The organism is Bradyrhizobium sp. 22 (genome assembly GCF_000482425.1).
In the GTDB taxonomy this organism is placed as follows: domain Bacteria; phylum Pseudomonadota; class Alphaproteobacteria; order Rhizobiales; family Xanthobacteraceae; genus Bradyrhizobium; species Bradyrhizobium japonicum_B.
The window spans coordinates 4,411,906-4,434,190 of the sequence record NZ_KI519399.1; the positions used below are offsets into that span (position 1 = coordinate 4,411,906).

Below are 22,285 nucleotides of genomic sequence, written 5' to 3' on the forward strand. Positions count from 1 at the left end.
GGGCTATCGGGAGGGCCCAATATACGACGTATTGCCGCCCGGGGGGAACATGCCTCCGGAGGCCGATTATGCTTAATATCGCGGTCCCGGAGCCCCCTTCCCGACCTATGACGGCTTGACGCTCGCCAGCCGCCGGGCCGGGATCGTCATGGCGGCGACGCCGAGCACGACAAAGGCCAGCCCGATCCAGGCGGTGCGGCTCAGGCTCTCACCGAGGACCGCGACGCTGATGGCAACGCCGATGGGTACGCGGAGATAGGCCTGCGCCGTGGTGCCGACCGAGCCCAGGGTCTGGATCAGGCGGAAATAGATCACGAATGCCGCGGCGGTCGAAAACAATGCGAGCGCGAGCAACGCCAGCACGGAGCTCAGCGACGGCGACAGCGTCCAGGGCTGCTCGACCACGAGCGAGGCCGGGATCAGGACGGCGGCCCCGGCCAGCAACGAGCCGCCAGCCGGCGCCATGGGGTCGAGCCCTGCGAAGCTGCGGCCGAAGATCGCGGCGCAGGCGTAGCAGATGGTGGCAGCGACAATGGCGGCCTCTGCGAGGAGGCCTCCGCCGACGTCGTGGAAGGCGTCGACGCCGACGATCAGCAGGATGCCGACCATCCCCGCCACCACGCCGAACAGTTTCCGCGGGCTCGTCGCCTCGTGGCGGGTGACAACGGCCGTGAGCAGGAAGGTGAAGATCGGGCCGGCGGAGTTGAGGATGGTGGCGAGGGCGGCATCGACATGCCGCTCGCCCCAGGCGATCAGCGTCCAGGGGATGACGCTGTTGAGCACAGCCTGGAAGGCGAAGCGCCGCCAGGTCGCGGCGTCGCTGGGCATCTTGATGCCTCGCGCCGCCATGACGCCGAGCAGCAGGAGGCCGGCGATCGCGGTTCGCGCGGCGATCAACGTGATCGGCGGAATGGTGGCAACGCCCAGCTTGATGAACGTGTAGGAGCCGCCCCAGAGCGTTGCGAGCGCGACCAGCAGCGCCAGCTCGACGGCGATGTTGGTATCCTGCCTGATATTCATCGCCTGGCTCGTCCTTCATGATGGACGGAACCTAGCGCGACCGTGGTCCTCAATACTTCGTCAGGCGTCGAAGTGTATTAACCCAGCGCCCCGACCTCGAACACCTCGCCGTCATAGCCGGCCTCGCGGGGAATGCGGAGCTGGCGGCCGGTGTCGGTCTTGGTCATGACCGGCATCACCGTGACGATCGACAGGCTGCGAGCGTGCTCCATCGCGGCCTGCACCGTCGGCTGCTTCGCCAGCCGGATCAGGTTGCGCGTGGTCGGGAACGGCAGCTTGAAGCGGCCGCTCTCGCCGCCCTCTACCGCCTCGCGCGGCGAGACCCAGATCGAATCCGTCGATTCCCGGCCGTCATGGGCGCCGAGCTGGTCCTGCGGTGCGGCTGCCAGGAAGAACCACGTGTCGAAACGCTTCGGCATGCCCTCCGGCGTGATCCAGTGCGCGTAAGGCACCAGCGTGTCGAGCGCGAGCTGAAGATTGTTGTCGGCGAGAATGTTCAGGAAGCTGATCTTGTGCTCGTTGAGCGGGATGCGGTGCGCGTCCGCGATCTCGCCGGCACGGCTGGCATCGACAGGGGCGCCCGTCTCCCTGCATCGCGCCAGCAGGATGCCGCTCTCCTCAAATGTCTCGCGGATCGCGGCAATACGGAAACCCCGGTCCGCCTCGCTCAGGCCTTCGCCGCCGGAATAGAGGTCCGCGCGGGCAACGATCTCCTTGTCGCCGGCATCGACGCTGCCGCCGGGAAACACCAGCGCGCCCGAGTTGAACTCGATCTGATGATGGCGAACCATCATGAAGACCTCGATCTCGCCGCGGCTGTTGCCGCCGGCCTCTGCGCCGTCGCGCAGCAGGAGGATCGTCGAGGCCGGGCGTGATGCTGATGTCTCGGCCATGCAACTAGCCTGCGGCGCTGGATTGCGGGCCGAGATTGGCGCGCTTGTCGAAACGGGCGACGCGCGACAAGAGGTAATCGACCTCGGCCTTCGCCGTCGCCGTGATCGTCGCGCCGGGCTTGCGCTGCGCGCTGGAGGCGATGATGCCGCGCTTCTGCAGCACGTATTTGCGCACGGTCAGGCCGACGCCGGGCTGCTGCTCGTAGCGGATCAGCGGCAGGTGCGCGTCGAACAGATCATGCGCGGCGTCGCGCTTGCCGGACTTCGAGAGATTGACGACGTCGATCAGAAGCTCCGGGAAGGCGTAGCCGGTCATGGCGCCGTCGGCGCCCCGCTCCATCTCGAAGTCCAGGAACGTGCCGCCATTGCCGCACAGGATCGACAGCGGCCGCAGCGAGCCGTCCTTCTGGAAGCCGCGTAGCGTCGTGATCTTCTCCAGGCCCGGCCAGTCCTCGTGCTTGAGCATCACGCAGTTCGGATTGTCCATGACGATCTTGCGGATCACGGACGGTGTGAACACCACCTGCAAGGTGAGCGGATAGTCCTGGAGCACCCAGGGCACGTCGGGGCCGATCGCCTCGGCCGCCTGCTTGAAATAACCGATGATCTGCTCGTCGGTGCGCAAGCTCGGCGGCGGCGCGATCATCACGCCGGCGGCGCCTGCGTCCATCGAGGCCTTGGCCAGCGAGCGCATGGTGGCAAAGCCCGGCGCGGAGACGCCGACGATCACCTGCATCTTCTTCGCGCGCTTGACGTAGCGCACCGCCACCTGCTCGGCCTCGGTGGCATCGAGCTTGGGAGCCTCGCCGAGGATGCCCAGCACCGTGACGCCGTCGCAGCCGACCTCCTCGTAGAAGTCGGTCAAGCGGTCGATCGAGCGCTCGTCGATGCGGCCGTCGTCGTGGAACGGCGTCGGCGCGATTGCGAAAGTGCCCTTGGCGTCGGCGGTGAGTTTCATCAGTCCTTGCATCCTCTTGTTCGTCATTCCGGGGCGATGCGTCAGCATCGAACCCGGAATCTCGAGGTCCCGGGTTCACGCTTCGCGTGCCCCGGGACGACAACAAAAGCTAAAACCGCCGCGCCCCCATCTTGATCTGCTCCTCGGAGAAGAAGATCTCCTTGGCGTGATCGACGATGTCCTGGGCATTCCAGCCCGAATGAGGCGGTTTCCAGCCTTCCATCTCCATCATCCGCATCTCGCGCACGCCGCGGGGCCCGGACACGCCCAGCACCTTGCCGGTCTGGTCGCCCGACAAATCGCTGACCATGTATAGCACGGCCGGCGCGATGCCGTCCGGCCCCAGCGCCGCCCCCGGGTTCTCCTTATAGCGGGGCAGGTCTGCGGTCATGCGGGTCAGGGCGCCCGGCGCCAGGGTCCAGATCCGGATGTTGTACTTGCGGCCCTCGATCGCCAGCACGTTGGAGAGCCCCCAGATGCCGCCCTTGGCCGCACCGTAATTGGTCTGGCCGAAATTGCCGATCAGCCCGGATGTCGAGGAGGTGTTGACGATGACGCCACCGCCATTTTCCCGCATCCAGCGAAACACCGGCAGGGTGCAACAAAAGGTGCCCTTCAGATGAACCTTGATGACCTTGTCCCAGTCGGCCTCGCTGGCCTTGTGAAAGGTCTGGTCGCGCAGGATGCCGGCATTGTTGACGAGGATGTCGGCCCGCCCGAAATGCTTGATGGCGTCGTCGAACACGGACTGGCCGCCCTCCATGGTGGAGATGTCGGCGCCGTTGGCGACCGCCTTGCCGCCCTCGGCCTTGATCGCGTCCACGACCTGCTGCGCCATGGACTTGTCGGCGCCGGAACCGTCACGGGGTCCGCCGAGATCGTTGACGATCACCGAGGCCCCTTCGCGTGCGAACAGTCTTGCGTAGGCCTCGCCGAGCCCCCCGCCCGCGCCGGTGATCAGCGCAACCTTGCCGTCGAGCAGTCCCATGGTGGCTTCTCCCTGTTTGTTCTTTCGTGTCCCGGACGCGATGCAGCGTGAAACGCTGCGTCGCAGAGCCGGGACCCAGTTCTTTCTTCGCCTGGGCTTTCTGGGCCCCGGCTCTGCAGCGCACCGCTACGCGCTGCGCTGCGTCCGGGGCACGAGATCGAGCTAACCCAGCACCGTCTTGCCGTTCTTGATCACGGTGACCCCGCGCGACTTCACCCTGGCTTCGAACGAGATCGTGTTGCCGTCCTTCCAGAGGTCCATGGTCACGGTCTCGCCGGGATAGACCGGGGAAGAGAACCGCGCGACGTGCTGGCGGAACGCGCTGGCGTCGTAGTCGGCATAGGTCTGGAGCACGCCGCGGCAGGTGATGCCGTAGGTGCACATGCCGTGCAGGATCGGTCGCGGGAAGCCGGCCTTCTTGGCGAATTCGGGATCGGAGTGCAGCGGGTTGCGATCGCCGCAGAGACGATAGACCAGCGCCTGGTCCGGGCGCGTCGTGATGTCGATGGTCTTGTCGGGCGCACGGGAGGGGATCTTGTGCGGATCGGGCTGCGTCAGGTTCGGCCCGCCGAAGCCGCCGTCACCGCGGGCAAAGCGTGAAGCGACCAGCGTCGCCAGCTTCTCGCCCTTTTCGTTCTTGAGCACGGTCTGGTGAACGATGACGACGCCCTTGTCCTTGCCCTTGTCGTAGACCTCGAGCACGGAGGAATCGGCAGTGATGTTGGCGGCAACCGGCAGCGGCTGGTGGAAGGTGATGTCGCGCTCGCCATCCACCACCATGACGCGGTTGAGATTCATCTCGCCCGGCCCCGAACCCCAGGCCGCGACGGAGGCGAAGGTCGGCACCACCTTGAGCGGCCGCGGCGTCAGCGTGCCCTCGTTGACGAAAGCGAGCTCGTTCTCGTCCATGGGATCGGCGCCGAGGCCGATGCCGTAGGCGTAGAGCATCACTTCGCGGTCGGTGTAGGCGTATTTCTGGCCGAGGTTTTTGAGGGCTTTGAGCTCTTCGTATCTGGCGGACATTTTTCGTTTCCTCTCCGGATTCTTATGCGCCGCTGCCAGTCGAAGTGCCCTCTCCCCTTGTGGGAGAGGGCTGCGAGAGCCGTGCGGCAAACTCGTTTGGGTGAGGGGTTGCTTCCGCATCGAACACTCTCTCCGCGGAGCGATACCCCTCATCCGGCGCTTCGCGCCACCTTCTCCCACAAGGGGAGAAGGAAGAAAGCAATCAGGCCGGCGTGAAGAACGGCAGCGGCGCGCCGTCGGTGGGCTTGAACACCACCTTCACCTTCTGGCCGATCTTCAGCTTCTCCAGATCGCAGTCGACGAAATTGGTCTGCACCGACGGCCCCTCCTTCAGCGTGACGTAGCCGATGGCGTAGGGACCGGTCGGCGACTTCCGCATCAGGCTCCAGGTGTAGATGGTGCCCTCGCCCGACGCCTGCTCCCACACCGTCTTGTCGGAGTAGCAGAACGGGCAGATCGAGCGCGGGAAGTAATGCGCTTCGCCGCAGGCGGTGCAGCGCTTGATCATGAACTTGCCCTCTTTCGCCGCCTCCCAGAACGCTGATGTCTCGGGGTTCGTGACCGGGGCCGGATACTTTTTCACTTCGCTCATCACACGCGCTCCAGAATGGCCGTCGAGGCGGCGTGGCGGACGCCCAGAAGGCCGCCGGTGCCGTGGGCGATTGCGAGATCGCAATTCTTGACCTGCACCTTCGGATGCGCCTCGCCGCGCAGCTGCCGCACGGCCTCGAGGATCTTGGTCATGCCGCCGCGGTTGACCGGATGGTTGCTGCAGAGGCCGCCGCCGTCGGTGTTGAACGGCAGCTTGCCGACGCCCGAGATCAGGTTGCCGTCGGCGACGAACTTGCCGCCCTCGCCCTTCTTGCAGAAACCGAGGTCTTCGAGCTGCATCAGCACCGTGATGGTGAAGCTGTCGTAGATCGAGGCGTATTTGATGTCCTTCGGCGTGATGCCGGCTTCCTCGAACGCACGCGGGCCGGACCAGATGCCGGCCGAATACGTGAGGTCGAGGTCCTTGCCGCCGCGCGGGCCCTTCATCGCTTCGCCATGGCCGATCAGGCGCACCAGCGGCTTCTTCAGGCTCCTGGCGATCTCGGGCGTCGTCACGATCATCGCGCCGCCGCCGTCGGAGACGACGCAGCAATCCATGCGATGCAGGGGATCGGAGATCATCGGCGAGTTCAGGACATCCTCGACCGTGACAACGTCTTTGAGCATCGCATGCGGATTGTACTGCGCGTGGTGCGAGGCCGCGACCTTGATCCAGGCAAGCTGCTCGGAGGTGGTGCCATAGTCGTGCATGTGGCGCATGGCACACATGCCATAGGCATTGTGGGTGGTGGCACCGTAAGCGGTCTCAAAATCGACCTCGGCGCCGGCGGCGCGCGGCGGCATCGCACCGGTGCGCGGCTTGCCGGCCAGCGTCACAAGCGCGATCGAGCACTTGCCCGCGGCAATCGCCTCGGCGGCATGGCCGAGATGGATGATGTAGGAGCAGCCGCCGGTCTCGGTGGAATCGATATGGCGGAGCTTCCTGGTGTTCAGTCCGAGATAATCGACCATCGGCCAGGCGCCGCCGGGCGCATCGCCCGCGCAGAAATAGCCGTCGATGTCGTCCTTGCTGATCCCCGCATCCTCGATCGCCCCCTTGGCGACCTCGGCGTGGAGCTGGGCGGTGGATTTGTCCGGCGCATGCCGGGTCGGGTGTTCGTAGATCCCGGCAATGTAGGCCTTGCCCTTGATGGTCAAACTCAGGTCTCCGCTCGCGTTTCTTCTTGCCCCGTTTTTCTGAACCGCGAGGGGCGGATTGGCAAGCGCGGAAATATTCCGCCCCGCGAGAGGGTAGCGAGTTGGGGCAAATGGGGGATGTTCTCGTGTCCCGGACGCGCTGCAACGCTTCAGCGTTGCTGCGCAGAGCCGGGACCCAGTGGCACGGCAGATACTGCGAGATGGGCCCCGGCTCTGCAGCGCATCACTACGTGCTGCGCAGCGTCCGGGGCACGAGGCCTACGTTGCAGGCACGCTCCCGCATTCTCGCGGCGCACCTCGCCCGAGTTTTGCGTCCGTCTCGCTCCCTCCGGAAACAGAGGGCGCAGGGAAGACCGGGTGCCAGCTTGGCACCCACGGTCCGCTGTGCGCGAATTGCGCGAAGAACAGATGCACAGCGGCATACAGGTGCGGCCAAACATCCGGCCTTCCCTGCGCAGTGGCTTTACGGCTTATGTCGCGCTCTCCCCGGGGAGCGTTGCACTATTGCCCCCGTCGCCTTGCGATTGCTCGCAAGACTTGACGCCAGCCTGCGGGCGTCAGGACCACACGATTTTGCCGTACGCGAGATCGCGCCCGTCGTGCACGAGACAATGCCTCGCGCGACGCAGCCCGCGTCCACCGCCGCTCACCCCGCGTTTCGTGACGATCGCGATACGCCCCTCCGAGGGGGATGAGGTAGCGGACAGATACGTCAATTCCGAATTTCGGTAAAGCGGAATGTTTTTGCGTCGGCGGATTGACCTGCCTATTGGTGTTTTGGCCGACGGGCAGCGCAACGGATGGTGTCGTAGGGTGGGTTAGCCGAAGGCGTAACCCACCGCGTTGCTCTGAGCGGAGGCAGAAGCGGTGGGTTACGCCTTGCGAACCGCGCTTCGCGCATTCGCAAGGCTAACCCACCCTACAGCACCGGCTACTCCGCCGCGATCTGCCTTGGCGCGGGCGGCGGGCTCGCCAGATCCGCGGCGAGCTGGGCGTAGCGCGCCTTGGCGTCGGCCACCGCCTTCTCCTTGACCGGGCCGTAGCCGCGGATGCGGTCGGGCAGCGAGAGCAGCTCGACCGCGGTGTCGATCGTGATCGGCGACAGCAGACCGAGCACGGTCGTGACGTCCTTCTCGTAGCCGGCGATCAGGTCGCGCTCGAGCTTGCGGTCGGCGCTGCGGCCGAAGATGTCGAACGGGGTGCCGCGCAGAAATTTGAACTTCGCCAGGATGCGGAAGACGTTCAGCATCCACGGGCCGAAGGCGCGCTTCTTCGGGCGGCCGAGCGCATCGACGCCGCTCGCCAGGATCGGCGGCGCGAGGTTGAAGCTGAACTTGAAATCGCCCTCGAACTGGTCGCGGAGCTGCTGCTCGAAGGCGCCATCGGTATAGAGGCGCGCGACTTCGTATTCGTCCTTGTAGGCGAGCAGCTTGGCATAGTTCACCGCGACCGCGCGCGTCAGCGCATCGCCGTAGCCACCCTGCTTGGCAGCATCGCGGACCTGGTCGACCAGCTTGCGATAACGTCTTGCCAGCCGGCCATTCTGGTAGGCGGTCAGGTGCTTGACGCGATGCTCGATCACCTCGTCGAGCGTCATCGCGTCCAGCGCCTTGGGCGCGACGACCTCATCCGTGCCCTTCAGCATGTCGGCCAGGCGCTTGGGATCGGCGACCGCAAGGCGGCCGAGGCGGAAGGCTTCCTTGTTCATCTTGATCGAGACGCCGTTGACCTCGATCGCCTGCTCGATCGCTTCCGCCGACAGTGGGAACAGGCCCTTCTGATAGGCATAGCCCATCATCATCATGTTGGTGGCGATGGCATCGCCGAGCAGCTGCTCGGCCGGCCTGGTGAAGTCGAAGAACACGGAGTCCTTGTGCAGCGCTGTCTCCAGCACCGCGTTCAGCTTGCGAGTCTGGAAGTTGAAGTCGCGGTTGAGGACGAAATCGGCGGTGGGAATGACGTGGCTGTTGATGATGCCGCGGGTGCGGCTGGAGTCGCACAACGAGATGGTGTCCTTGGCGACTGCGACCACTTCATCCGCCGCAAGCACCAGATCGGCCGTACCGGTGACGATGCGCGAGCAGGTCACCTCGGCCGGATGATCCGACAGGCGGACGTGGCTGAGCACCGCCCCGCCCTTCTGCGCAAGGCCCGACATGTCGAGGATCATCGAGGCCTTGCCCTCGATATGGGCGGCCATGCCGAGCAGCGCGCCGATGGTGAGCACGCCGGTGCCGCCGACGCCGCCGACCGCGATATTGTAGGGCTTGTCGAGCGTCGGGCGCGAGGCCGGCTCGGGCAATTCACCGATGTCGGCCAGCTCCGCCGGCGCGCGGTGGCGCGGCTTGCCGCCATCGACCGTGACGAAGGACGGGCAGAAGCCCTTCAGGCAGGAATAATCCTTGTTGCAGGACGACTGGTTGATGGCGCGTTTGCGGCCGAACTCGGTCTCCAGCGGCTCGACCGAGATGCAGTTCGACTGCACCGAGCAATCGCCGCAGCCTTCGCAGACGGCCGGGTTGATCATGACGCGGCGCGCCGGATCCTCCATCAGGCCGCGCTTGCGGCGGCGGCGCTTCTCGGCCGCGCAGGTCTGCACGAACACGATCGCCGAGGTGCCCTTGAACTCGCGGCACATCTTCATGACGCGGTCGAGCTCATCGCGGTGATATTTCTTCACGCCGGGTGCGATGGTGTCGGCCGGATAGGAATCCGGCGCCTCCGAGACCAGATAGATCTCGCGGATGCCCTCGGCATGGAGCTGGTGGGTGATCTGCTGCGGCGAGAGATCGCCGTCATGACGCTGGCCGCCGGTCATGGCGACGGCGTCGTTGTAGAGGATCTTGTAGGTGATGTTGGCCTTGGAGGCGACCGCTTGGCGGATCGCCAGAATGCCGGAGTGGAAGTAGGTGCCGTCGCCGAGATTGGCGAAGATGTGGTTCTCGTTGGTGAACGGCGCGATGCCGACCCAGGGCACGCCCTCCCCGCCCATATGCGTAAACGTCTCGGTCGAGCGGTCCATCCACAGCGCCATGAAGTGACAGCCGATGCCGGCCAGCGCGCGGCTGCCTTCGGGGACCTTCGTCGATGTGTTGTGGGGACAGCCGGAGCAGAAGTAAGGCGTGCGGGAGACGGGTGCGACCGCCTGCATCTGGGTCGCCTGGCGGCCGTTGAACCAGTCGGCCTTGACGCGGAGCATCTCCGCAATTTCCGGATTGAGGTTAAGTCGGAGCAGCCGCTCGGTAAGCGAGGTCGCAAGCGAGGCTACGCTGAGCTCGGCGGCGAAGGTCAGGAAGCGCTTGTCGTGCTCGTCCATCTTGCCGACGATGCGCGGGCGGACGTCGTCGCGCCAGTTGAACAGCTCCTGCTTGACCTGGTTTTCGACGATCTCGCGGCGCTCCTCGATGATGAAGATCTCTTCGAGCCCGACCGCAAACTGCCGCACGCCTTCCGGCTCCAGCGGCCAGGGCATGCCGATCTTGTAGAGACGGAGGCCGATCTTGGCAGCGACCTCCTCGGTGATCCCGAGCTCGCGCAGCGCCTGGCGGACGTCCTCATAGCTCTTGCCCGACGCCATGATGCCGAACCGGGCATTCGGCGAATCCATGGTGACGCGGTTGACCTTGTTGGCGCGCGCGAAGGCGATGGCGGCAAAGCCCTTGTAATCCTGCAGCCGGCGATCCTGCTCGAAGCGGTCGTCGGGCCAGCGCAGGTTGAGGCCGCCGGGCGGCAGCTCGAAATCGCTGGGGATGATGAACGGCTTCATCTCGTCGGTGAGATCGATCTCGGCGGTGGTCTCCACCGTCTCCGTGATCACCTTCATGCCGACCCAACAGCCCGAATAGCGCGACATCGCGATGCCGAGCAGGCCCATCTCGATCATCTCGTGGATGCTCGAGGGATAGAGATACGGCATCAGCGCCGACATGAAGGCGTGGTCTGACTGATGCGGGACGGTCGAGGATTTGGCGCCGTGGTCGTCACCGGCAAGGCAGAGCACGCCGCCGTTCTTGGCCGAGCCTGCGGCATTGCCATGACGGAACACGTCGCCGCAGCGATCGACGCCGGGGCCCTTGCCGTACCAGATGCCGACTACGCCGTCATACTTGGCGCCGGGCGAGAGGTTGAGCTGCTGCGAGCCCCAGACGGCGGTGGCCGCCAGATCCTCGTTCACGCCAGGCTGGAACTTGATGTTGTACTGTTCGAGATGCTTGCGCGCGGCGAAGAGCTGCTGGTCGTAGCCGCCGAGCGGCGAGCCGCGATAACCGGAGATGAAGCCCGCGGTATTGAGACCGTTGGCGCGGTCGCGCCGGATCTGCGCCATCGGTAAGCGCACCAGGGCCTGGATCCCCGTGGTGAAGACGTGCCCGGTCTCCTGGGTATATTTTTGATCGAGACTGATCGGACCCTGGTTGATGCCCATGCTGTCCTCTTTTGCCGCCCTGTTCAGGTCTTGCTCACTTAAGCCGTTGCCTTCCCGTTGTTTTCAGCTAGGGCGCGCCGACCAATTCCGCCACTCTATGTCGGATATTTCACGATCCGCACCACAAATCTGGACCAAAGCCAGCGCCGGGTAAAAATCGCAATTTCGTGGCCTGAAACATGCGTGCCGTTTTCAATTTGTGTCACCATACCCCCGGCGTCGTGAAACGAATGGACGCTCCCTCGTGCCGGATGCGGGCGTTTGGTCGCAGGAGTGGCTTCGATGCGGACGATTCTGACTGGCTCGGTTGTCGTCGGCCTGGCGTTGTGCAGTGCAGTTGGAGGCGCAGCCTACGCCGCCGGGCCGTCGCCGGAGCTGATCGCCTATGGCAAGACGCTGGTCGAGGCCGGCGGCTGCGCGGGCTGCCACACTGCCGATCCCGCAAGACCGTTCGCGGGCGGCAAGCGCATCGACACCCCCTTCGGCGCGATCTATGCCCCGAACCTGACCCCTGACCGCGACACCGGGATCGGCGCCTGGCAAGATGCCGATTTCACCCGCGCCCTGCGCTATGGCATCGCCCCTGACGGCTCGAACTATTACCCGGCCTTTCCCTATCCTTATTTCACGAAGATGACGAAGGACGACACGCTGGCGATCCGCGCCTATCTCGGCACGCTCGCGCCTGTCGTGAGCCGCAACAAGCCGCCGGAGCTGCGCTGGCCATTCGGCTATCGCGGCCTGATGCGGGTCTGGAACGCCATGTATTTTAGGCCCGGCCTGTTCGAGCCGGACCAGAGCAAGAGCGCGGCGTGGAACCGAGGCGGCTATCTCGTCACCGGGCTCGGCCATTGCGGCGCCTGCCATACACCGAAGACTTATTTTGGTGCGGACAGGGACGCGCAGGCGCTGGCCGGCAATGAGGTTGCGGGCTGGTTCGCTCCCCGGCTCGATGGCGCAGCGCGCACGGGATTGAAATCGTGGAGCGAGGCGGACATCGTGGAGTATCTGCAGAGCGGACGCAACGCCAGGAGCCATGCCGGCGGACCGATGGCGGACGTCGTCGTCAACTCGACCTCCAAGATGAGCGATGCCGATGTGCGCGCGATCGCGCTGTATCTGAAGAGCCTGCCGCCGGCGCGGCGCGAGACCATCGCGACGCCGCCGGGCGATGCCGAGATGAAAGCCGGCGAGGCGGTCTACGCCAAACTCTGCGTCGCCTGCCACGAAGCCGACGGCATGGGCGCCCCGCGCATCTATCCGCCGCTGCCGGGCAATGCGCTGCTGCAATCCAACAACCCCTCCTCCACCTTGCGCATCATCCTCGATGGCGCCCGCACCGTGACCACGCCGCGCGCGCCGAACAGCGGCGAGATGCCGGGCTATGCCGGGCAATTGTCCAACGAGGAGATCGCGGCCGTGACGAACTACATCCGCAATTCCTGGGGCAATGCGGGGTTGCTGGTGACGCCGGCGCGGGTGGCGAAGGCGAGGCAGCAGGGGGCGAATGGGGAGTAGCGAATAGCGAGTTGCCTAGATCCATTCGCTATTCGCGCGTGATCGCGCCTACTTCTTCTCATCCTCGGTGAACACGAATTTCGGCATCTCCCATCTGTAGCGCACCGCCAGCAGGCGGAAGCTGATGCCGAGCACGAAAGTCAGGATGGTCGAGAGCTCGGCGTTGAGCTTAAGGCCGAACGCGGTGGCGTAGACCAGGCCGGTCACCACCGACACGCTGGCGTAGAGCTCGGAGCGAAACAGCAGCGGCACGTCGTTGCAGAGCACGTCGCGCAACACGCCGCCGGCGCAGCCGGTCACCATGCCCGAGACGATGACGATCGGCAGCGAAGCGTCCATCTGCCAGGCGACGTCGCAGCCGGCCATGGTGAAGACGACGAGCCCGATGGCATCGAGCACGATGAAGGCGACCTTCAGCCGGTGCACGAGGCGCGCGAACAAGATGGTGAGGAACGCCGCCCCGCCGGCCAGCGCGAGATAGATCGGGTTCTGCACCCAGACCAGCGGATAATGTCCAAGGAAAAGATCGCGCAAGGTACCACCGCCGAGCGCGGTGATGCAGCCGAGGAAGCAGACGCCCAGCCAGTCCATGCTGCGGCGCCCGGCCGCAAGTGCAGCCGTCATCCCCTGGGCCGCGATGGCAACCAGCGAGAGGAAATGCAGCACGCTATCGGTCGGCGGCAGGCTCCACATCAGCTTGTTCCCTCGTCGCGGCCATGGAACTTGCAGTTCAGGTGCCGGGACTTAACAGGTTCCCGATTCCCGGAACGAGGGCAACATGCGACGAAAGCATAAGAAGCGCGGAACAGAATCTCGCATCCACGGGTTGTCCGGACGTCATAACCGAGGAGACCCAATCGATGGCTGACGACCGTTTTCCCAACGATCCGTACCGCCCGAACCTCGCCGACGATGAGTATCTTCGCACGGCGCGCCGGGATGCCGACCTTCAGGCCGATCCCCAGCTTGGCGAAGGCCCCGCCTCCAGCGGCAAGGTGGCCTTGTTCGCCGTGGCGATCGCACTGGTGCTGGGCGCCGTGTTCTACGGCTTGAACAATAGCAGCACGACCAATCAGGCCAGCAACCCGCCGGCCTCGCAGACGGCACAGACGCAGCCGGCCAATCCGGCCGCGCCTCCCGGCATGCGCGACGTGACGCCGCGCACCAACACCGAGCCAGGCGTGACCACGGGCGCGGCGCCGACCAGGCCGGCGCCGGATGCGCAGACGCCGCCGGCTGAGGGCGCGAAGTAACTTAGCAATAGCGCGAGAGAGCGGCGGGACGCATAAAGTCCCGCCGCTTTCGTTTGCTCAGCTGAACATCTTGTTGAGCTCGCCGCCGGGATAGCCGCTGCCGAGCTCGGTAAACGTCCCCTTCTCCGCCATCTCCTTCGCCGCGCGCATGAAGCCGCCCCAGGCGGCGCGGGCCAGCGAGCCGCCGACGCTGATCCGGCGCACGCCGAGATCCTCGGCCTCCTTCAGCGACAGGCCGGACGCGCCGATCAGGAGATTGAACGGCTTCGGTGCGACGGCCTTCACCACGGCGCTGATGTCCTGGCGGGTCTTCAGGCCCGGCGCATAAAGGCAGTCGGCGCCGGCGTCGGCATAGGCGGTCAGCCTGTCGATGACCAGCTTGAGATCGGTCACACCCCACAAATAGGCTTCGCAGCGGCCGACCAGCAGCGTGCCGCTGTCACCGATCGCCTTGCGCGAGGCCTTGATGCGTTCAACGGCGAGGGTGCGCTCATAGAGCGGCTTGGCTTGGTCGCCGGTGGAATCCTCGATCGACAGTCCGGCAACGCCGGTGCGCACGCAGCGTTCGACATTGTCTGCGACCCTGTCCGGCTCGACCGCGAAGCCGCCCTCGAAATCCGCGTTGACGGGAATGTCGACGGCTGAGCTCAATGCTGCCAGATGCTGACAGACATCCTCGACCGTGACGTGATTGTCGGCCTTGCCGATGGTCCAGGCGAAGCCCGCGCTCGACGAGGCGATGGCCTTGAAACCGAGATGCTGCAGTGCCTTGGCGCTGCCGACGTCGACCGGATTGGGCAGGATGAAGCAGCCGCTCTCGTGCATCTTCTTGAAGGCCGCGCGCTTGTCAGCAGTTGTCACATGCATGTTTCTCTCCCCTGTTTGCCGCGATGACATAAGCGCGCATTCACGCCGGCGCTAGTGCGCGTCGTGCACGGCGCGACTATCCTTCGGCGCCTGCTCGCGGTCGCTCATGCTGTAGTCCCGGATCACGCTGGCGATGCGCAGATGATAATCTGCGAAGATTTTTGCGCGGCCCTTGGCCTGGGTGCGGCGGTGCTCCATCGTGTTGCGCCATGCGGCGACGGCCGCCTCGTCGCGCCAGAACGATACCGACAGGATCTTGCCCTTCTCGGTCAGGCTCTCGAAACGCTCGACCGAGATGAAGCCGTCGATGGTTTGCAGCAGCGGCTTCAGGTCGGCTGCGAGGTCGAAATAATCCTGGCGGTGTTCCGGCTTGGGCCAGACCTCGAAAATCACGGCGATCATGGGCATCTCCTGCTGTTGGCAGGCTACAATACCACCTTGCGCAGGAAGGTGCGCTCTTCCGCGAGGATGAATTTCTCGGCCTCCGCGAAGTTGAAATTTGCGGTGCCGTCGACATCGGCGCGCAGCCGTTTGCGATAGGATTCGTACGCTGCAAGGCTCTCGAACGAAATCAGGGCGAACGCGATATTGTTGGTGCCCTCGTGCGGCATGAAGTAGCCGATCAACTCGCCGCCACATCTCGGGATGATGGTGAGCCAGCGCTTCGAATATTCGTCGAACTGCGCGCGCTTGAACGGATCGAGCTGGTAGCGGATGAAGACGGTGACGGGCATGATGGGTTCCTGTGCTTGAAGCAACACGCTATGCGCTTGCCCGGCCGCGATGCTTCGGCTACCATCGAAGCATGAAATCAGGCCCCGACATCGCGATGGTCGCCTCCCTTGTCGGCGATCCCGCCCGCGCCAACATGCTCACCGCATTGATGAATGGCCGCGCGCTGACCGCGAGCGAGCTGGCGCAGGAGGCCGGCATCACGCCGCAGACTGCGAGCTCGCATCTGGCCAAGCTCGAGGCCGGTGGTCTCATCGAGCCGGAGAAGCAGGGCCGCCACCGCTACTATCGCCTCACCGACGACGACGTCGCCGGCGTGCTCGAAGGCCTCGCCGGACTTGCGGCGCGGACCGGCCATATGCGGGTGCGCACCGGGCCAAAGGATCCGGCGCTGCGGCGCGCGCGGATCTGCTACGACCATCTCGCCGGCGATCTCGGCGTGCAGATGCTCGATTCCTTGCGCGAGCGGAATCTGGTCAGGCAGAAGAAGCAGGACATCGAGCTGACCGCCGAGGGCGAGCGCTTCCTTGCCAAGCATCTGCAGATCTCGTCCGACATGCTTGCGCACCCGCGGCGCCCGGTGTGCAAGGCCTGCCTCGATTGGAGCGAGCGGCGGCATCATCTCGCCGGCACGCTGGGGGCCGCCATGATGCAGCGCTTCGCCGAGCTGAAATGGGCGGCGCGCGATGCGACGCCCGGCAGCCGCGTCGTGAATTTCACCCGCACCGGCGAGAAGCAGTTTGCCGCGCTGTTCGGCAACGGCAAGGACTGACCCGCGCGCTCCATTGCGGACCGGAGCGCTGCAGCCGCACGGCAGTTCGGAGCTTTCCCGGCCGGCAGCGCCGTCCCTGTCGCGTCAGGCCGCATGCGGGGAACGTTCATGCCGCATTCAGGTCATGATTGGCAGGTTTGGATCGCGCCGTGCCGATATGTTGCAAGATTCGACATGTCGAACGCGTCTGCTGATTCATTGTGCGCCACTAGCGCCGCCCCCAAAGACTTGCCCCAAGAATGAGAAGGAAGATCAAATGAAATATCTGTTCGCCGCCGCCATACTGGCCAGCGCGGTCGCCGGTTTCGGCGAGGCGGCCAGCGCCGCCGAGGGCTGCGGCCGTGGGTTCTATCGCGGTCCCTATGGCAATTGCCGTCCGATGCGCGGCGCGGTCGTGGTGCGCCCGGCCCCCGTGTATGTCGCCCCACCGGTCGTCGTCGTGCCCCGCGCCCGCGTGTGCCCCTATGGCCTGCACTGGCACGCCGGCCGCTGCCGCCCGTACTGATCTCTTCCTCGCAAGATGGCCGCGCGGCGAAAGCCTGCGCGGCCATTGTCGTTTTCCGGGTGGTGCCGACGGTTCGCCGCGAAACTGAAGCGCCTCAAAATCGAAACGGGGACCGCGGCTGCGATCCCCGTCCAATTTCACTCTGTGCCGCGGGCTCACCAGTAATGGCGACGGTGCCAGCGCCGGTGATGCCGGCGCCAATGACGACGGCGCCAGCCCCAGTGGCGATGATGGCCACGCCAGTGCACCTGCTCGGGACTCAGTTCGCCGGCTTCCTCGCTGGTGGTGACGGCAGGATGAGCGTCGGGATTACCCTGCGGCATGCGCTTGGGATCGCCGACCGGCTGCGGTGACAGCGGCGCGGCCTGCGCAGCGGTCGCGGCGAACGCAGCCGCTCCGGCCGTCAGTCCCAATGCAAGTTTCAGAAAATTCCGGCGCTCCATGGCTTCTTCCTTCTTGGATCATCGTCCTTGTGATGCAGAAGGAGTGTCGCCGTGACGGCATGAACCGATGCTGAAAAGTGCGTTCAGGTTCGCAGCCACCAAGATGAAGATTTCGTAGCCTGGATGGAGCGCGGCGCAATCCAGGTTCGTGCGTCATACAAGACCCGGATTACGCTTGCGCTCCATCCGGGCTACAGACTTTACGTCGCGAATTCCTGTGCCAGCACCAGCGTCTCGCGCGAGCGCTTCACGTCGGGCCAGTCGCGATTGAAATCGGCGACCAGCTTTTGCAGCGCGTCGCCTTTCAGCATCGCGGCGAGCTTGGCCTCGTCATCGAACTGATACATCGCCTGGTGCAGCGAGGGATCATCGAGGCTCCAGAACCGCCACGCCTTGCTGACGCCGAACGCCTTCACCGCGTCGGGCAGGTGTTCCGCCTCGTACCACCGGTCGAAGGCGGCGCGCTTTTCAGCGTCGGGGACGATGGCGCGGACGACGAAGAACGCAGCGGGCATCGGGTTTTCCTCCTGTTTGTTTCAACCGAGACTAGCCGCTTGCGGCGCCCGCGACAAAAAGAGTTGGCACAGGTGTCGGAATGGGCGCCCTTCGCCCGTCCTCTGCTTAGAACCAGGACACGGAGACAGCACATGGCCGACCTCACCCTGACCACCTTCGACTGGGTTCCCGCAGCGCCGCGCGGCTTCGTGCGCGACTTCCGCGTGCGCTGGGCGCTCGAAGAGGCCGCCCTGCCCTATCGCGTCGCCAGCGTGCCGTTCGACGGTCGCGGGCCCGCGCATTTTGCCCACCAGCCGTTCGGCCAGGTGCCGTGGCTGACCGATGGCGACCTCTCGATCTTCGAGAGCGGCGCGATCCTGCTGCATCTCGGCGGGCTCAGCGACAAGCTGATGCCGGCAGGTCCCCGCGGCCGCATCGAGACGACGGAATGGGTGTTCGCGGCGCTCAATTCGGTGGAGATGGCGAGCCTGCCCTGGGGAATGTCGAAGTTCATGGGACATCCGACCGACACGGCGGCGTGGAAATTCGTGGACGACTTCCTCAAGCTTCGGCTGAAGCATCTCGAGCCCGTGCTTGCGGGGCGCGAATGGCTGGCCGGCTCCTTCTCCGTCGCCGACATCCTGATGGCGGACGTGCTGCGGGTCGTCAATGGTTTCGGCGGCCTGGCGGACAGCCCCGCCTTGCGCGCCTACGTCGCGCGCGCCACCGGCCGCCCGGCATTCGCCAAGGCGCACGCCGACCAGATGGCGCATTTCGCTGCGGCGGATAAGGCGCGCGGAACGTGATCCGCCTCACATAATCGATCCGGTGACCGGCGTAGAATTGCCGCCATCGGAACAAAACCATTCGACAGGTGCCACATGCTCCGCATCGAATATCTCAAGCGACAGATCGCCCGCGCCGAGCGGCTGGCCAAGGCCATCCTCGACCGCCAGACCGCCGAGCGGCTGCAAGCCTTCGCCGCCGAATGCCGCACGGAATTGTCGGAACTGACAGTCAAGCAGGCCGCGTGAGGCGTGGTGGGGAGATACGTAGGGCGGATTAGCGAAGCGTAATCCGCCACTGCTCCATCTGGTGACACATAACTTGGTGGATTACGCTTCGCTAATCCACCCTACCGCATCACACCAGCTTCAGCGGCGCATCGGCGACGACGCGGAGATCAATGCTCCCGATCAACGCCGCGCGCCGCGCCTCCGCAGCGCTAATAGCCTCCTCGGTCTGCCGCAACGTCGAGACGTTCGAGCCGAGCGAGACGATCCCGCCCAGCACCAGGGCGATCGAGCCGAGCGCTGCGGTCTGGCCGAAGCCGAACACACCCAGGATCGTCACCACCAGCAGCGCGCCCCCGCCACCGATCGCGATCTTGGACGCCAGGATGTACTTGCGGCAGCGCTCGGCGATCTCGGCGAGGCGCTCGATGCGATCCTCGATGTCGGAGATTTCGTCGGTGGGATCGTTCTCAGTCATCAGCACGCCACTGCCTAGGACACCGGCACAACGCATGCTGGGATAGGCCCGAGCGACATAGCGGGCTCGCGCGAAGAATCGCCAGAACTGACAGGTGCATCAGAATCCCTTTCAAGGCCGGGTAAGACCCTGACGCGAACAGCCACCCGGTCCCGCCTTCGATCGGTGATCGCTTCGTAGCGCAGACTATCCGGCCCGCTGTAACCGGATCGTGCCAAGTAGAAGATGCTTATGCCGCGGATCCAGCGTCCGATACAGGCTCGATCCCGTCCGCTGTCGCCCGCCACCTCGAAATCCTCAATGCGATAACAGACGATCCCATGTTCCGGTGACTTTATAAGCAGCAGCCGGGGAAGCTCGACCGGCGTGCACGTATTGTCCGCGTCGGCATAGCCTTCGATAACGGCCTCCTCCGACGTCCGGGCGGTGACGGTCATCTCGCTCTCTTGTGCGAAGCAGGAGATGTCCGTCGCCAGGACTGCGGACAAAACACCCAATATCAGGCCGCACGATCCGATGGCGCGCCGCCATGATCTCGATCGACGACGCCGAATTGCCATGACGTCTCCCGTCCCTCACAACGGCAAATTGTCGTGCTTCTTCGCCGGCGCTTCCACTTTCTTGTCCTTCAGCATCGCCAGCGCCCGCGCGATGCGCTTCCTTGTCGAGTGCGGCATGATGACGTCGTCGATGTAGCCGCGCTCGGCGGCGATGAAGGGGGATAGGAAGCGGTCTTCGTATTCCTTGGTTCGCGCGGCGATCTTGTCGGGGTCGCCGATGTCAGAGCGGAAGATGATCTCGACCGCGCCCTTGGCGCCCATCACCGCGATCTGGGCGGTCGGCCAGGCGTAGTTCATGTCGGCGCCGATCTCCTTGGAGGCCATGACGTCGAAGGCGCCGCCATAGGCCTTGCGGGTGATGACGGTGACGAGCGGCACGGTGCACTGCGAATAGGCGAACAAGAGCTTGGCGCCATGCTTGATCAAGCCGCCATATTCCTGCGCGGTGCCCGGCAGGAAGCCCGGCACGTCGACGAAGGTGACGATCGGGATGTTGAAAGCGTCGCAGAAGCGGACGAAGCGCGCGGCCTTGCGCGACGCGTCAGAGTCGAGCACGCCGGCCAGCACCATCGGTTGGTTGGCGACGAAGCCGACGGTGCGGCCTGCGATGCGGCCGAAGCCGGTGACGATGTTCTTGGCGAAGGCTTCCGCGATCTCGAAGAAGTCGCCCTCGTCCACGACCTTCAGGATCAGCTCCTTCATGTCGTAGGGCTTGTTCGGATTGTCGGGGATCAGCGTGTCCAGCGACATGTCGACCCGGCCGATGTCGTCGAAGCTCGGCCATTCCGGCACGCCGTCGGTGTTGTTCGACGGCAGGAAGTCGATCAGGCGGCGCATCTGCAAGAGCGTCTCGACGTCGTTCTCGAAGGCGCCGTCCGCGATCGAGGAGCGCGTGGCGTGCACCGAGGCGCCGCCGAGCTCTTCGGCGGTGACGACCTCGTTGGTCACGGTCTTCACCACGTCGGGTCCGGTGACGAACATGTAGCTGGTGTTCTTCACCATGAAGATGAAGTCGGTCATCGCCGGCGAATAGACGTCGCCGCCGGCGCAGGGGCCCATGATGACGGAGATCTGCGGGATCACGCCCGAGGCGAGCACGTTGCGGCGGAACACGTAGGAATAGCCGGCGAGCGCGGCGACGCCTTCCTGGATGCGGGCGCCGCCCGCATCATACAGGCCGATGATGGGCGCCCTCGCCTTCATCGCCATGTCCTGCAGCTTGGTGATCTTCAGCGCGTGGGTTTCCGACAGCGAGCCGCCGAACACGGTGAAATCCTTGGCAAAGACAAACGTCTTGCGGCCGTTGACGGTGCCCCAGCCGGTGACGACGCCGTCGCCGGGTACCTTGGTCTTCTCCATCCCGAACTCGGTGGAGCGGTGCTCGACGAACATGTCGAACTCCTCGAACGATCCCTTGTCGAGCAACAGCTCGATCCGCTCGCGCGCCGTCAGCTTGCCGCGGGCGTGCTGCGCCTCGATGCGCTTCTCCCCGCCGCCGAGCTTGGCGCCGGCGCGACGATCTTCAAGGGCGTCCAGGATGTGTTTCATTTGCTCCCGCCAGTTCTTAAGCCTTAAGCGATGCCGGGGGTTCTAACACGGCATTTTGCAAGCCGGAAAGCGCCTTTCCGCGTCGCAGGGCTGCCCTGAGGCAGCGGGAAAGCGCAAGGAATTCCAGAGTTTTGCCGGGTAGCCGAGGCTGGAGGCGGGAATGACCGGACGTGCCACGGTCGGGCTTCGCCATCTCGGCCGGGCCGGCTCGCAGACGAGCGCCTGATCCGGTCCGGTGCCCGCAGATTGGTGCCCTGGCCCGGTTGACCGGGGCTGCCGATTCAGGCTTGCTTCGCGCTTGCGATCAGGCGCCGAATGTTGCGTGAGCCCAGTCGGTACGGCGACGGTCACCACGCTCCCCAGGCATCACTCATGTCCGCGACGGTCGTTCCCCTGCCGCCGAGTTCATCGTCAGAGACCATCGGCTTCCTGCGGCGCATGGCCGGCATGGTGTCGGGGCGGAATGGCGAGATGCTGCTGCGCGCCGCGAGCCTGATCGAGCAGCTCGGTCAGCGGGCGGTGTCGGCCGAGCGATTGTATCACGAGCAGCAGATCGAGAGCACGCGCAACGCCGAGCTGCGCGAGGCCGCCGAGCTGACCTCCGACGCCATGGTCGGCCAGATCGAGGTGCTGCGGGCGCAGCTGGCCGAGGTCACCGCGGCAGCCGCAGCAGAGCGTGCCGCCTTCGATGCCGAGCGCGGCAGGCTGATCGGCCTGATGCAGGATGCCGAAGGCCATATCGTCAAGCTCGCGACCGAGCTGGACAGCTTGCGCGCTTCGGTCGACAGCTTCAACGAGACCGCGGTCTCGGTGCCGATCGAGGTGCTGCGGCTGGCGCGGACACAGTTCGATTATCTCTCCAGCGGCTTTGCCCGCAAGGGCGACGTGATCTCGCAGGCGATGAGCGAAATCGGCGGCTTTGCGATCGACCAGGCGCTGACGGCGAAGAAGACGGACGAGGGCTAGGCGAGCCACGGTGCCGTAGGGTGGGCAAAGCGACGCGTGCCCACGAATTGTAGCTTACGGCATGGAGATCGTGGGCACGGC

Annotated in this window: 24 protein-coding genes; 7 read left to right on the forward strand and 17 right to left on the reverse strand. The window is 65.2% G+C overall.

The features are described from left to right. Window positions 1–105: 105 nt before the first annotated feature. The 8 genes from K410_RS0122500 to K410_RS0122535 form a co-directional block, all read right to left on the reverse strand. A complete protein-coding gene (locus K410_RS0122500) occupies window positions 106–1,020 on the reverse strand; it encodes a DMT family transporter (RefSeq protein ID WP_028136973.1) in 915 nt (304 codons plus the stop codon). Window positions 1,021–1,097: 77 nt separating this feature from the next. Continuing rightward, window positions 1,098–1,913 carry an NUDIX hydrolase gene (locus K410_RS0122505; protein ID WP_028136974.1) on the reverse strand — a complete coding sequence of 272 codons (816 nt, stop codon included), beginning with the start codon at window positions 1,911–1,913 and terminating at the stop codon, window positions 1,098–1,100. A gap of 4 nt (window positions 1,914–1,917) precedes the next feature. Beyond that, the gene (locus tag K410_RS0122510) at window positions 1,918–2,871 is read right to left on the reverse strand and encodes a dihydrodipicolinate synthase family protein (RefSeq protein ID WP_028136975.1); all 954 of its coding nucleotides are present in this window, start codon (window positions 2,869–2,871) and stop codon (window positions 1,918–1,920) included. Window positions 2,872–2,980: 109 nt separating this feature from the next. Continuing rightward, a complete protein-coding gene (locus K410_RS0122515; RefSeq protein ID WP_028136976.1) occupies window positions 2,981–3,859 on the reverse strand; it encodes an SDR family oxidoreductase in 879 nt (292 codons plus the stop codon). A 162-nt stretch (window positions 3,860–4,021) separates the two neighbouring features. Next, window positions 4,022–4,882, reverse strand: coding sequence for a MaoC family dehydratase (locus K410_RS0122520; RefSeq protein WP_028136977.1), 861 nt, complete (start codon window positions 4,880–4,882; stop codon window positions 4,022–4,024). 202 nt (window positions 4,883–5,084) lie between these two features. After that, complete coding sequence (locus K410_RS0122525; RefSeq protein ID WP_028136978.1) at window positions 5,085–5,474, reverse strand: Zn-ribbon domain-containing OB-fold protein; 390 nt, start codon at window positions 5,472–5,474, stop codon at window positions 5,085–5,087. Beyond that, window positions 5,474–6,631 carry a thiolase family protein gene (locus K410_RS0122530; RefSeq protein ID WP_028136979.1) on the reverse strand — a complete coding sequence of 386 codons (1,158 nt, stop codon included), beginning with the start codon at window positions 6,629–6,631 and terminating at the stop codon, window positions 5,474–5,476. Before K410_RS0122530 ends, K410_RS0122525 begins: the two co-directional genes overlap by 1 nt. Window positions 6,632–7,562: 931 nt before the next feature. After that, a complete protein-coding gene (locus K410_RS0122535; protein ID WP_028136980.1) occupies window positions 7,563–11,054 on the reverse strand; it encodes an indolepyruvate ferredoxin oxidoreductase family protein in 3,492 nt (1,163 codons plus the stop codon). Between the two features lie 282 nt (window positions 11,055–11,336). On the opposite strand from K410_RS0122535, the gene K410_RS0122540 reads away from it, so the two are divergent. After that, window positions 11,337–12,572, forward strand: coding sequence for a c-type cytochrome (locus tag K410_RS0122540; protein WP_028136981.1), 1,236 nt, complete (start codon window positions 11,337–11,339; stop codon window positions 12,570–12,572). 48 nt (window positions 12,573–12,620) lie between these two features. Here K410_RS0122540 and K410_RS0122545 read toward each other — a convergent pair whose 3' ends face one another. Continuing rightward, window positions 12,621–13,265, reverse strand: a complete 645-nt coding sequence (locus K410_RS0122545; protein ID WP_028136982.1) for a trimeric intracellular cation channel family protein — start codon at window positions 13,263–13,265, stop codon at window positions 12,621–12,623. A 167-nt stretch (window positions 13,266–13,432) separates the two neighbouring features. Between K410_RS0122545 and K410_RS0122550 the strand changes: the two genes are divergently transcribed. After that, window positions 13,433–13,825: a hypothetical protein gene (locus K410_RS0122550; RefSeq protein WP_028136983.1), complete on the forward strand. Its 393-nt coding sequence runs from the start codon at window positions 13,433–13,435 to the stop codon at window positions 13,823–13,825. 57 nt (window positions 13,826–13,882) lie between these two features. Here the strand turns inward: K410_RS0122550 and K410_RS0122555 are convergent, their stop codons facing one another. Genes K410_RS0122555 through K410_RS0122565 form a run of 3 tightly spaced genes read right to left on the reverse strand, consistent with a single transcriptional unit; the run spans window position 13,883 to window position 15,426 of the window. Further along, a complete protein-coding gene (locus K410_RS0122555; protein WP_028136984.1) occupies window positions 13,883–14,692 on the reverse strand; it encodes an isocitrate lyase/PEP mutase family protein in 810 nt (269 codons plus the stop codon). A 51-nt stretch (window positions 14,693–14,743) separates the two neighbouring features. After that, window positions 14,744–15,094, reverse strand: a complete 351-nt coding sequence (locus K410_RS0122560; RefSeq protein WP_028136985.1) for an antibiotic biosynthesis monooxygenase family protein — start codon at window positions 15,092–15,094, stop codon at window positions 14,744–14,746. 23 nt (window positions 15,095–15,117) lie between these two features. Then, window positions 15,118–15,426 (reverse strand): NIPSNAP family protein, encoded by a 309-nt coding sequence (locus K410_RS0122565; protein ID WP_028136986.1) that lies wholly within the window; start codon window positions 15,424–15,426, stop codon window positions 15,118–15,120. Between the two features lie 71 nt (window positions 15,427–15,497). Here K410_RS0122565 and K410_RS0122570 point away from each other — a divergent pair, with 71 nt between their 5' ends. Both K410_RS0122570 and K410_RS0122575 read left to right on the forward strand, forming a co-directional pair. Continuing rightward, entirely contained in the window at window positions 15,498–16,196 is a 699-nt protein-coding gene (locus K410_RS0122570; RefSeq protein WP_028136987.1) for a winged helix-turn-helix domain-containing protein, read from the forward strand. Between the two features lie 256 nt (window positions 16,197–16,452). Next, window positions 16,453–16,701 (forward strand): GCG_CRPN prefix-to-repeats domain-containing protein, encoded by a 249-nt coding sequence (locus K410_RS0122575; protein WP_028136988.1) that lies wholly within the window; start codon window positions 16,453–16,455, stop codon window positions 16,699–16,701. A gap of 155 nt (window positions 16,702–16,856) precedes the next feature. Here K410_RS0122575 and K410_RS0122580 read toward each other — a convergent pair whose 3' ends face one another. Next, window positions 16,857–17,144: a twin-arginine translocation signal domain-containing protein gene (locus K410_RS0122580; RefSeq protein WP_028136989.1), complete on the reverse strand. Its 288-nt coding sequence runs from the start codon at window positions 17,142–17,144 to the stop codon at window positions 16,857–16,859. A 200-nt stretch (window positions 17,145–17,344) separates the two neighbouring features. Then, entirely contained in the window at window positions 17,345–17,659 is a 315-nt protein-coding gene (locus K410_RS0122585; RefSeq protein ID WP_028136990.1) for a hypothetical protein, read from the reverse strand. 132 nt (window positions 17,660–17,791) lie between these two features. On the opposite strand from K410_RS0122585, the gene K410_RS0122590 reads away from it, so the two are divergent. Then, window positions 17,792–18,445, forward strand: a complete 654-nt coding sequence (locus K410_RS0122590; RefSeq protein ID WP_028136991.1) for a glutathione S-transferase family protein — start codon at window positions 17,792–17,794, stop codon at window positions 18,443–18,445. Window positions 18,446–18,520: 75 nt separating this feature from the next. Beyond that, window positions 18,521–18,673, forward strand: coding sequence for a hypothetical protein (locus tag K410_RS40505; protein WP_196236034.1), 153 nt, complete (start codon window positions 18,521–18,523; stop codon window positions 18,671–18,673). A 109-nt stretch (window positions 18,674–18,782) separates the two neighbouring features. Here the strand turns inward: K410_RS40505 and K410_RS0122600 are convergent, their stop codons facing one another. The 3 genes from K410_RS0122600 to K410_RS0122610 all read right to left on the reverse strand — a co-directional run bounded on the left by K410_RS0122600 (window position 18,783) and on the right by K410_RS0122610 (window position 21,238). Continuing rightward, on the reverse strand, window positions 18,783–19,130 hold the full coding sequence (locus tag K410_RS0122600; RefSeq protein WP_028136992.1) for a hypothetical protein: 348 nt from the start codon (window positions 19,128–19,130) through the stop codon (window positions 18,783–18,785). Between the two features lie 14 nt (window positions 19,131–19,144). Next, complete coding sequence (locus K410_RS0122605; RefSeq protein ID WP_155253547.1) at window positions 19,145–19,567, reverse strand: hypothetical protein; 423 nt, start codon at window positions 19,565–19,567, stop codon at window positions 19,145–19,147. Between the two features lie 138 nt (window positions 19,568–19,705). Then, window positions 19,706–21,238 carry an acyl-CoA carboxylase subunit beta gene (locus tag K410_RS0122610; RefSeq protein ID WP_028136994.1) on the reverse strand — a complete coding sequence of 511 codons (1,533 nt, stop codon included), beginning with the start codon at window positions 21,236–21,238 and terminating at the stop codon, window positions 19,706–19,708. Window positions 21,239–21,610: 372 nt separating this feature from the next. On the opposite strand from K410_RS0122610, the gene K410_RS0122615 reads away from it, so the two are divergent. Continuing rightward, entirely contained in the window at window positions 21,611–22,204 is a 594-nt protein-coding gene (locus K410_RS0122615) for a hypothetical protein (RefSeq protein WP_028136995.1), read from the forward strand. Window positions 22,205–22,285 lie beyond the last annotated feature (81 nt).